Genomic DNA, 10852 nt, shown 5'->3' on the forward strand with positions numbered 1-10852 from the left:
CTGCCGGCCGGGGCGGTGCTGCTCGCGGCGGTCGGCGGCGGACGCTGGGCGCCGCCGCTGCTGCTCGTCCCGCTCGGCGCGGGCGCGGGCTGGCGCTGGCCGCGTCGCTGCGGGGCGCGGCGCGGGCGCCGCGCTGTTCGGCCTGTCGCTGTGCTTCCCGGCGGTGCTGGCGGGGCAGCAGGCCGGCGCTGTCGCTGCAGGCCGCGTCGCTGGCGCGGATCCGTCCCGAGACCGACGCGCAGCGCCTCGCCGGGCTCGTCCAGGGCCAGTACGCGTGGCTGTGCATCGCGGCGGCGGCCGGGCTCGTCGCCGCCGTACCGGCGGTGCGCGCCGCGCGCAACGGACGGGACGCGCGGCCCGCGGCGGGACGGCGCAGCGCGGCGAACGCGTCCGGAACTTCGGCGGCCCGGTAGGATTCGCGCGCATATCCCAACCTTCCTGAGGAGATTCACTCGTGTCCGAGCGCACTCTTGTCCTGGTCAAGCCCGACGGCGTCCGCCGCGGCGTGGTCGGCGAGGTCGTCTCGCGGATCGAGCGCAAGGGCCTGAAGCTCGTCGCGCTGGAACTGCGCACCCTGCCCCGCGAGACGGCCGAGGCCCACTACGAGGAGCACGCGAGCAAGCCGTTCTTCGGCGAGCTGGTCGAGTTCATCACCGGTGGCCCGCTGGTCGCGATGGTCGTCGAGGGCCCCCGCGCGATCGAGGCGTTCCGGGCGCTGGCCGGCGCCACCGACCCGGTGAGCGCCACCCCCGGCACCATCCGCGGCGACTTCGCCCTGGAGATCGGGGAGAACATCGTGCACGGCTCCGACTCGACCTACTCCGCCGACCGGGAGATCAAGCTGTTCTTCCCGGAACTGGGCTGACGACGATCGACGACGCGCGGGCCGGAAACCTCCGGCCCGCGCATCTTTAACTAAAACAAGCCTGGTCAGCACCCGTTTTTTCGGTGACTCGCGGCCCCGGGGTACCTGCCCTGACAGCCACTCTCGCGTTACCATGGACACGCCGCTATGAACGCCCGACAATCGTGAAGGGCTCCCTTTTTCATGGGTAACAAGCTGTCGTTTCTCGGCCGTGACATGGCGGTCGATCTGGGTACCGCCAACACGCTGGTCTACGTGCGCGGGCGTGGCATCGTCCTCAACGAACCGTCCGTCGTCGCGATCAACACCAACACGGGGAAGATCGTGGCCGTGGGGCTCGAGGCGAAGCGGATGATCGGCCGCACGCCCGGCAACATCGTCGCGGTCCGCCCGCTGAAGGACGGCGTCATCGCCGACTTCGACGTCACCGAGAAGATGCTGCGCTACTTCATCCAGAAGGTCCACAAGCGCAGGCACTTCGCCAAACCGCGGATCGTGGTCGCCGTGCCGAGCGGGATCACCGGTGTGGAGCAGCGCGCCGTCAAGGAGGCCGGCTACCAGGCCGCGCCCGCCGCGTCTACATCATCGAGGAGCCCATGGCGGCCGCCATCGGCTCCGGCCTGCCCGTCTACGAGCCGACCGGCAACATGGTCGTCGACATAGGGGGCGGCACCACCGAGGTCGCCATCATTTCGCTCGGCGGGATCGTCACGAGCCAGTCGGTCCGCGTCGGCGGCGACGAGCTCGACCAGGCGATCATCTCCTTCTCGAAGAAGGAATACTCCCTCATGCTCGGGGAACGGACGGCCGAGGAGATCAAGATGGCCATCGGTTCGGCCTATCCCGGCGGCGACGAGGAGCCGCACGCCGAGATCCGCGGCCGCGACCTGGTCAGCGGGCTGCCGAAGACCGTCGTGATCTCCGCTGAAGAGGTGCGGCGGGCCATCGAGGAGCCGGTCAACAGCATCGTTGACGCGGTGAAGACCACGCTCGACAAATGCCCGCCCGAGCTTTCGGGGGACATCATGGACCGTGGAATCGCGCTGACCGGCGGCGGTGCGCTGCTGAAGAACCTGGACGAGCGGCTCCGCGAGGAGACCGGCATGCCGATCCACCTCGTGGACAACCCGCTCGACTCGGTCGCGCTCGGCACCGGCAAATGCGTGGAGGACTTCGAGTCGCTCCGCCAGGTCCTCGTCCCCGAACCCCGTCACTGAGCCCCGGCCGTTCGCTGAGCGGGTCCACTAGAAACGGGAGGTCGGTGGGTGAGGGACACCCGGCGCACCCGCGTGATCCTCGGCGTGCTGCTCGTCGCGGCGCTCACGATGATCACCATTGACCACCGCGGCGGGGACGACTCCCCGCTGCGCGGCCTGCGCGGACTCGGCGCGGCGGTGTTCGGCCCGGTCGAGGCCGCGTCCGCCGCGATCGTCCGGCCGATCGGCAACACCTTCGACGCGATCACCGACGCGCCCGGCCAGCGCCGCCGCGCCGAGCGGCTCGCCCGGCAGAACCAGCTGCTCCGCGAACAGCTGCGTTCGGCGGAGCTCGACAAGGAGCACTCCGAACAGCTCCGGCGGCTGCTCGGCACCGCCGGGATGGGCGGCTACGAGATCGCCGCCGCGCGGGTGATCTCCGCCGGGCACGGCTACGAGGACACCGTCACGATCGACATCGGCAGCCGCAGCGGCATCAAGCCCGACATGACGGTGATGAGCGCGCAGGGCCTCGTCGGGCGCGTCACCCGCGTCGGCCCCGCCACCGCGACCGTCATGCTGGCCACCGACCAGACCTCGGCGGTCGGCGCCCGCCTCGAAGACTCCAAGGAAATCGGGATCCTCCAGGGCAACGGCCGGCACGGGCGCGACTCCGAGTCCCCGCTGCGGTTCCAGCTGCTCAACGCGGGCGCGCCGATCAAGGTCGGGCAGCGCATCGTCACGTTCGGCTCGCAGGGGCAGCGCCCGTACGTGCCGGGCGTCCCGATCGGCGTCGTCGAACGCGTCGAGAAGGGCACCGGCGGGCTCACCCGCACCGCGCACGTCCGTCCGTTCGTGCGCTACAGCGCCCTGGACGTCGTCGCGGTCGTCGTCGCCCCGCCCAAGACCGACCCGCGCGACTCGGTCCTGCCGCCCAAGCCGAAACCGACCCCCACGCCCACCCCCACGCCGTCGCGGACGCCGCGGCCGAGCGGATCACCGAGCCCCGGATCCTCGCCCGACGGCGAGACCGAGGCGCGGCCGAGCGGCGAGCGGAGCCCGTCCCCGCAATCGAGCACGGGAGAGTGACGTGCTGAACCAACCGGAGGCGTCGCCGGCCGGTCGCGGCCTGGTCGCCGCCGCGGTCGTCGCGGTCGCCCTGATCCTGCAGGTGTCGGTCGCGAACCGGCTGCCGCTGCCCGGCGGCGTCCAGCCCGACCTGGTGCTGCTCACCGTCGTCGCGCTGGCGCTCGTCGCCGGATCCGGAACCGGCGTGATCACCGGTTTCTGCGCGGGCCTGGCCGCCGACATCGTCCCGCCCGCCGACCACACCATCGGACGGTACGCGCTGGTCTACTGCGTCATCGGGTACCTGTGCGGCACCGCCGCCGACGGCGTCGACCGGCAGTCGGCCGTGCCGTTCTTCGGTGTCGCCGCGGGCGCCCTCGCCGGGATCGTCCTGTACGGCGGGACGGGCATGCTGCTCGGCGACCCGCGCGCCGACTGGGCCACCGTGTCCGGCATGGTCCCGCTGCAGGTCCTCTACACCGTGATCGCCAGCCCGTTCGTGGTGTGGGCGGTGCTGCGCGCCACCCGCCGGTACGAACGCGGCGAGGGCGGCGGCGTCCGGGGTGCCCGCGGCGACCGATTCACGGTGCCCGCCGCCCGCTACCGGGCGATGTCGGGACGGAGCGGGAGCCTGTGAACCCGCGCACGCACTTCCGGCTCGTCGTGCTGTACGTGCTCGTCGGCGCGCTGCTGCTCGTCCTGCTCGGCCGCCTGTGGACCCTGCAGATCCTGGACGGCGAGCGCTACGCGTCGATCGCCGCGCAGAACCGCACCCGCGACATCGTCGTCCCGGCGCTGCGCGGCATGATCCTGGACGACAAGGGCCGCCCGCTCGCGCGCAACCGCAGCTCGCTCGTCGTGTCGGTCGACCGGACCGCGCTCGCCCGGCAGGACGACGGCGGCGACGCCGTCCTGCGGCGTCTCGCGGAGGTCCTCGACACCAGCGTCGCCGAGATCGAGAAGAAGATCCGGCTGTGCGGTCCCACGGTGCAGCGGCCGTGCTGGCCCGGCTCGCCGTACCAGCCGATCCCCGTGGAAGACCACACCGACCCCAAGGCCGCGCTGCAGATCGTGGAGCGCAAGGAGGACTTCCCCGGCATCACCGCGCAGATCCAGGCGACCCGCGTGTACCCCCAGCCGTACGACGCGTCCGCCGTGCAGACGCTCGGCTACCTCCAGCCGATCACGGAGGAGGAGATGGCCGAGCGGCAGGGCATCAAGGTCACCGGGTACAGCGCCGTCGACCTCGTCGGCCGCGCCGGGCTGGAGGCGCAGTACGACAAGGAGCTGCGCGGCGAGGCCGGGTACCGCCGGGTGCTGGTCGACAGCCAGGGCCGCGTCACCGGCATCGCCGAGGAGAAGGCGCCCGTCACCGGCAACAACATCGTCACCAGCATCGACGCCGAGGTGCAGGGCGCCGCGGAGAAGGCGCTCAAGGAGGGCATCGACCGCGCCCGCAAGGCCGGCCGGCCCGCCGACTCCGGCGCGGCCGTCGTCATGGACGTCCGGACCGGCCGGATGGTCGCGATGGCGAGCGCCCCGTCCTACGACCCGAGCGTGTGGACCGGCGGCATCTCCCAGGAGAAGTACGACGCCCTGCTCGGGGAGAAGAACAACAACCCGCTGATCTCCCGGGTCACGCAGGGCATGGGCCCGCCCGGCTCCACCTTTAAGGTGTCGTCGGTGGCCGCCGCGATCCGCGCCGGATACGACCTGAAGGGCACCTACAACTGCCCCGGGTCGTACATGGTCGGCAGCCGCGCGTTCAACAACTTCCAGAGCGCCAACCTCGGCCCGATGAACCTGCACACCGCCCTCGTGAAGTCCTGCGACACGATCTTCTACAAGTTCGCGCACGAGATGTGGCTGCACAACGGCGGGCGGAAGGCCCCGCTGGACGCGAAGAACCCGATGGTGGAGACGGCCCGCGACTTCGGGTTCGGCTCCCGCACCGGAATCGACCTGCCGTCCGAGAGCGAAGGCCGCATCCCCGACGCGAAGTGGAAGCGCGAGTACTGGGAGGCCACCAAGGACTCCAGCTGCAAGCACGCCAAGTCGGGTTACCCGAAGGTCGCCAAGACCGACCCGGCCCGCGCCGCGTACCTCAAGCAGGTCGCCCACGAGAACTGCGCCGAAGGCATGGTGTGGCGCGCGGGCGACGCCGCCAACCTGTCGATCGGGCAGGGCAACGTGATGGTCACGCCGCTGCAGCTCGTCCGCGCGTACGCCGCCCTCGCCAACGGCGGGAAGCTGCACACCCCGCGGATCGGCGTCGCGGTCGTCCGGCACGACGGCACGGTCGTCCGGAAGATCGAGCCGCCGGAGCCGGAGAAACTGCCCGTCGACGAGAAGGTCCTCGCCTACATGCGCGACGCGCTCGCGGAGGTCCCGAAGAAGGGCACCGCCGCCGGGGCGTTCAGCGGGTTCGACTTCAAGCGCGTCGCCGTGGGCGGCAAGACCGGAACCGCCGAACGGTGGGGCCAGGAGGACATGTCCTGGTTCGCGTCGTTCGGCCCGGTGAAGGAGCCCCGCTACGCGATCGTCGCGATGGTCTCGCAGGGCGGCTTCGGCGCCTCGACGTCCGGTGTGATCGTCCGCAACATCTGGGACGCCATGTACGGCACGAAGGACAAGGAACCCATCCTGGACGACGGGCGCCTCCCCACCGAGGTGCCGAAGGTCCCCGACCAGGGCGCGGCACCGGTGCGGGACGCGGCGCCGTGATCACCGGGGCCAAGGCCGGGACGGTCGACGGGTACGCGACGCGGTCGCGGTGGCGCGGCCGGTTCGCCGCGCTGCGCGGGCTCGACTGGCCGCTGTGCCTGGCGGTGCTCGCCCTGTCGGTGCTCGGCGCGCTCCTGGTCCGCTCCGCGACGTTCCACACGCTGGCCGAGCAGGGCCAGGACCCGAACGGCTTCGTCAAGCGGCACGCGATCAACCTGCTGATCGGGTTCACGCTCGGCGCCGTCGTGTCGCTGCTGGACTACCGGCTGCTGCGCGCGTACGTCCCGATCCTGTACGGCCTGGCCTGCGCGGGCCTCGTCGCCGTCCTGACGCCGCTCGGCGCGACGATCAACGGGTCGCACTCGTGGATCGTCATCGGCGGCGGGTTCCAGATGCAGCCGTCGGAGTTCGCGAAGGTCGGCCTGGTCGTGCTGCTCGCGATGATCCTCGGCGAACCCCGGGACGGCGAGATCGGCCCCGGCACCCGCGACATCCTGTTCGCGCTCGTCCTCGCGGGCGTCCCGGCCGTGCTGATCCTGATGCAGCCCGACCTCGGCACCACACTGGTGTTCATCGCCGTCGTCTTCGGCATGCTGGTGATCTCCGGCACGCGCAAGCGGTGGATGTTCGGGCTGGTCGGCGGCTCCGCGTTCGCGATCTTCTCCGTGTGGTTCTTCGGGCTGCTGGAGGACTACCAGATCGACCGGTTCACCGCGTTCCTCGACCCCGACGCCGACCCGCGCGGCGCCGGCTACAACGCCCGCCAGTCGCGCATCGCCGTCGGCTCCGGCGGCGTCGACGGCCAGGGGCTGTTCCAGGGCGAGCAGACCAGCGGCAACTTCGTCCCCGAGCAGCAGACCGACTTCATCTTCACGGTCGCGGGGGAGGAGCTCGGCTTCATCGGCGGCGCGGTGATCGTGCTGCTGATCGGCGTCATCCTGTGGCGCGGACTCCGCATCGCCACCCAGGCCGCCGACCTGTTCGGGACGCTCGTCGCCACCGGCGTCGTCTGCTGGTTCGGCTACCAGGCGTTCCAGAACATCGGCATGACGATCGGGCTCATGCCGATCACCGGCCTGCCGCTGCCGTTCGTGTCCTACGGCGGTTCCGCGACGTTCGCGAACATGATCGGCTTCGGCCTGCTGCAGGCCGTCCACCTGCGCCGCAGGCCCTTCGACTGACGCGTTCGACGCGCGGCGGCGAATCGGTAGGCTGGACCGTCCGTTCCCATGTCCACTGCACGGAGGACACCGCCATGCCCATCGAATCGATCTTCCCGCGGCTGGAGCCCCTGCTCCCGGGCGTGCAGAAGCCGATTCAGTACGTCGGCGGCGAACTGAACTCCCAGGTCAAGGACTGGGACGACGCCGAAGTGCGGTGGGCGCTGATGTACCCGGACGCCTACGAGGTCGGGCTGCCGAACCAGGGCGTGCAGATCCTCTACGAGATCCTGAACGAGCGCGAGGGCGTCCTCGCCGAGCGCACCTACGCGGTGTTCCCGGACATGGAGGCCGTCATGCGGGAGCACGGCGTCCCGCAGTTCACCGTGGACGCGCACCGGCCCGTCGGCGCGTTCGACCTGTTCGGCGTGTCGTTCTCCACCGAACTCGGCTACACCAACCTGCTGACCGCCCTCGACCTCGCGGGCATCCCCCTGGACGCCGCCGACCGCACCGTCGACCACCCGATCGTCGTCGCGGGCGGGCACGCCGCGTTCAACCCCGAACCCATCGCCGACTTCGTCGACGCCGCCGTCCTCGGCGACGGCGAGGAGATCGTCCTGGCGATCACCGAGGTCGTCCGCGAGTGGAAGGCCGAGGGCGCGCCCGGCGGACGCGACGAGGTCCTGCTGCGTCTCGCGGCCTCCGGCGGCGTGTACGTGCCCCGCTTCTACGACGTCGACTACCTGCCCGACGGCCGCATCCAGCGCGTCGCGCCGAACCGTCCGGGCGTCCCGTGGCGGGTCGAGAAGCACACCGTCATGGACCTCGACCAGTGGCCGTACCCGAAGAAGCCGCTCGTCCCCCTCGCCGAGACCGTGCACGAGCGCTTCAGCGTCGAGATCTTCCGCGGCTGCACCCGCGGCTGCCGGTTCTGCCAGGCGGGCATGATCACCCGTCCCGTCCGGGAGCGGTCGATCACCACCATCGGCGACATGGTCGAGACGGGCCTGACGGAGTCGGGCTTCCAGGAAGTGGGCCTCCTCAGCCTCTCCAGCGCCGACCACAGCGAGATCGGCGACGTCGCCAAGGGCCTCGCCGACCGCTACGAGGGCACGAACACCTCCCTCTCCCTGCCGTCCACCCGCGTGGACGCCTTCAACATCACCCTCGCCAACGAGTTCTCCCGCGGCGGCCGCCGCTCCGGCCTCACCTTCGCGCCCGAGGGCGGCTCCGAGCGGATGCGCAAGGTGATCAACAAGATGGTCACCGAGGACGACCTGATCCGCACCGTCACCACCGCCTACGAGAACGGCTGGCGCCAGGTCAAGCTGTACTTCATGTGCGGCCTGCCCACGGAGGAGGACGAGGACGTCCTCGCCATCGCCGACATGGCCAAGCGCGTCATCGCCGCGGGCCGCGCGGCCACCGGCCGCAAGGACATCCGCTGCACGGTCTCGATCGGCGGGTTCGTGCCCAAGCCGCACACCCCGTTCCAGTGGGCCGCCCAGTGCGACCACGAGACCGTCGACGCCCGCCTGCGCGCCCTCAAGGACAACCTGCGCGGCGACAAGGAGTACGGACGCGCGATCGGGCTGCGGTACCACGACGGCCAGCCGTCCGTCATCGAGGGCCTGCTCTCCCGCGGCGACCGCCGCGTCGGCCGCGCCATCCGCGCCGTCTGGGAGGACGGCGGCCGCTTCGACGGCTGGAGCGAGCACTTCTCCTACGACCGCTGGACGGCCTGCACCGAGCGGGCCCTCGCCGACGAGCCCGTCGACCTCGACTGGTACACCGTCCGCGAGCGACGAGGTCGAGGTCCTGCCCTGGGACCACCTCGACGCCGGCCTCGACCGCGAGTGGCTCTGGCAGGACTGGCAGGACGCCGTCGACGAGACCGAGGTCGAAGACTGCCGCTGGACGCCCTGCTACGACTGCGGCGTCTGCCCCACCATGGGCACCGAGATCCAGATCGGCCCCACCGGCAAGAAGCTCCTGCCGCTGTCGGTGGTCTGAAACCGAAACCGCGGCCGGGGGACGTGCGACTCGCGGAGGAAATCCGGTCCGTCCCGGGCACCGGATGGGCGGTCCTTCGGGGGTGTTCGTGGGGGTGGCGGCCCCAATGGGAGGGTCGGGCGTCTCCATCGGGGGCGGGGGCACCGTACTCTATAGGGAGACGTTTTCACACTCGGCACGAGTAGGAAGGACGAGAGCCCTGGCACCCAAGCCGGAGGGACCGGCACCGGCCCCCGTGATCCAGCGCCTGCGCGTCCGTTATGCCAAGCGCGGCAGGCTGCGGTTCACGAGCCACCGCGACATTTCCCGGGCCGTGGAACGCGCCGTACGGCGCGCCGGGATCCCGGTCGCGTTCAGTGCCGGATTCACCCCGCACCCGAAGATCTCGTACGCGGGTGCGGCGGCCACAGGGGTCGCCAGTGAGGCCGAGTACCTCGAAATCGGGCTTACCGAAACCCGCGACCCTGCGCGGGTGCGGGCCGATCTCGACGCGGCCCTGCCGCCCGGCCTCGACATCGTCGATGTCGTTCCGGTGCGGGCGGGCGGCGCCGGAGACGCGCCGGTAAAACCGGGCGCGTTCGCCGATCGGCTCGAGGCGTCCCGGTGGCGGATCCGGCTGGACGGCGTGCCCGCGGGCGACGCCGCCGCGGCCGTGGCCGCGTTCCTGGACGCCGACGTCATCGAGGTCGAGCGCCTCACGAAGAAGGGGCGGCGCCGGTTCGACGTGCGCGCCGCGGTCAGCGTGCTCGAGGCGGAGGCCGACGAGCCGGACCGGCGCGCCGCGGAGGCGGCGGATGCCCCTTGTGCCATACTTCGAATGGTTGTTCGGCATTCCACACCCGCCGTTCGACCCGACGACATCCTCACCGGTCTGCGCCAGATCGCCGACCTCGCGCCGCCGTCACCGCCATTGGTGACCAGGCTGGCGCAGGGGCCTTTGGACGCGGCCACCGGTGGCCTCGGGGATCCCCTGGATCCCGACCGGGAGATCGGCCCGCCGTCCGGCGACGACGCCGCGGCGACCGGCGGCCCACAGCGGCCGCGGCCCGGGGAACCCGCGAGCGCGGATGCCGTCGGCGCCCGCCCGTGAGACCGAAGCCGTGGTGACACGGAACCGGTCCGCAGGGACGGTGGGCGCGCCCCCGACGACTTCGTCGTCACGGCCGGACGACGGCGGTGGCGACACCGACTGACGGAGAGTTCCCGTGCGGCGCACCGCACCGATCCGCCGAAGGGCGGAACGCGTGGTCGCGCCCGGGAGCCTGACGGGAGATTGCCCGGATGCTAGAGAACGAAGCCGATTCGGCGCAGGCCGAAGGCACCGATAACGAGAACGACGCCGCGACCGAGACGAACGGTGCGGCGACCTCGGGCGTGACGACGCGTCCGCGCGCGCAAGCCGTCCCGCGGGCCCGCCGCCCGAGGTCGACGAGACGGCCGCGCCCGCCGCGCCCGCCGCGAGGAGGAGACCGCGGAAGAGGAGGAGACCGAGGACGAGGCGGTGCAGGAGCCCGGCGAGGAGTCCACCGGCGAGGTCGCGCCCGCCGAGCCCGCCGCAGACCGCGCGGGACGCCGCCGAGGAGGCCGAGCCCGCCGCGAAGCCCGAGGCCGAGGCCGAGGCCGCCGCGGAGAGCGCGGAGAGCGCCGACGAAGCGACCGCGGAGGCGGCGCCCGCGAAGAAGACCACGCGGACTCGGGCCCGCAGGAGCACGAAGGCAGCGCAGACCCCGGAGCCCGTGCCGCCGACCGGTGCCGAGACGTCCCCGGAGATCGAGGACGACACCGCGGCGGCCGCCGCGCCCGCGAAGAAGGCTCCCGCCTCC

The 10852-nt window shown here is 71.8% G+C and carries 8 protein-coding genes and 2 pseudogenes; all 10 read left to right on the forward strand.

The genetic code is table 11. From position 1 onward, the window contains the following. Window positions 1-413, forward strand: a 413-nt coding sequence (locus tag BJF79_RS55635; RefSeq protein ID WP_187357031.1) for a hypothetical protein, incomplete at its 5' end; no start/stop codon positions are given. 41 nt (window positions 414-454) lie between these two features. Further along, on the forward strand, window positions 455-865 hold the full coding sequence (gene ndk / locus BJF79_RS20765; protein ID WP_075899724.1) for a nucleoside-diphosphate kinase: 411 nt from the start codon (window positions 455-457) through the stop codon (window positions 863-865). A 183-nt stretch (window positions 866-1048) separates the two neighbouring features. Beyond that, window positions 1049-2082, forward strand: a pseudogene (locus BJF79_RS20770) (rod shape-determining protein). Between the two features lie 48 nt (window positions 2083-2130). Further along, window positions 2131-3150 (forward strand): rod shape-determining protein MreC, encoded by a 1020-nt coding sequence (gene mreC / locus BJF79_RS20775; RefSeq protein ID WP_075899726.1) that lies wholly within the window; start codon window positions 2131-2133, stop codon window positions 3148-3150. Window position 3151: 1 nt separating this feature from the next. Continuing rightward, on the forward strand, window positions 3152-3766 hold the full coding sequence (gene mreD / locus BJF79_RS20780) for a rod shape-determining protein MreD (protein WP_075899728.1): 615 nt from the start codon (window positions 3152-3154) through the stop codon (window positions 3764-3766). Next, window positions 3763-5853, forward strand: a complete 2091-nt coding sequence (gene mrdA, locus BJF79_RS20785) for a penicillin-binding protein 2 (RefSeq protein WP_075899730.1) — start codon at window positions 3763-3765, stop codon at window positions 5851-5853. The genes mreD and mrdA overlap by 4 nt, the downstream gene beginning before the upstream one ends. Then, on the forward strand, window positions 5850-7034 hold the full coding sequence (gene rodA / locus BJF79_RS20790) for a rod shape-determining protein RodA (protein WP_143220065.1): 1185 nt from the start codon (window positions 5850-5852) through the stop codon (window positions 7032-7034). The genes mrdA and rodA overlap by 4 nt, the downstream gene beginning before the upstream one ends. A gap of 74 nt (window positions 7035-7108) precedes the next feature. Next, window positions 7109-9029 (forward strand): annotated as a pseudogene (locus BJF79_RS20795) (TIGR03960 family B12-binding radical SAM protein). 235 nt (window positions 9030-9264) lie between these two features. Further along, entirely contained in the window at window positions 9265-10119 is an 855-nt protein-coding gene (locus tag BJF79_RS20800; RefSeq protein WP_262402337.1) for a TIGR03936 family radical SAM-associated protein, read from the forward strand. A 411-nt stretch (window positions 10120-10530) separates the two neighbouring features. Beyond that, a partial coding sequence (locus BJF79_RS60880; RefSeq protein WP_262402338.1) for a hypothetical protein occupies window positions 10531-10852 on the forward strand: 322 nt, incomplete at its 3' end.

The sequence above is a fragment of the Actinomadura sp. CNU-125 genome (assembly GCF_001942465.1).
Taxonomy (GTDB): domain Bacteria; phylum Actinomycetota; class Actinomycetes; order Streptosporangiales; family Streptosporangiaceae; genus Spirillospora.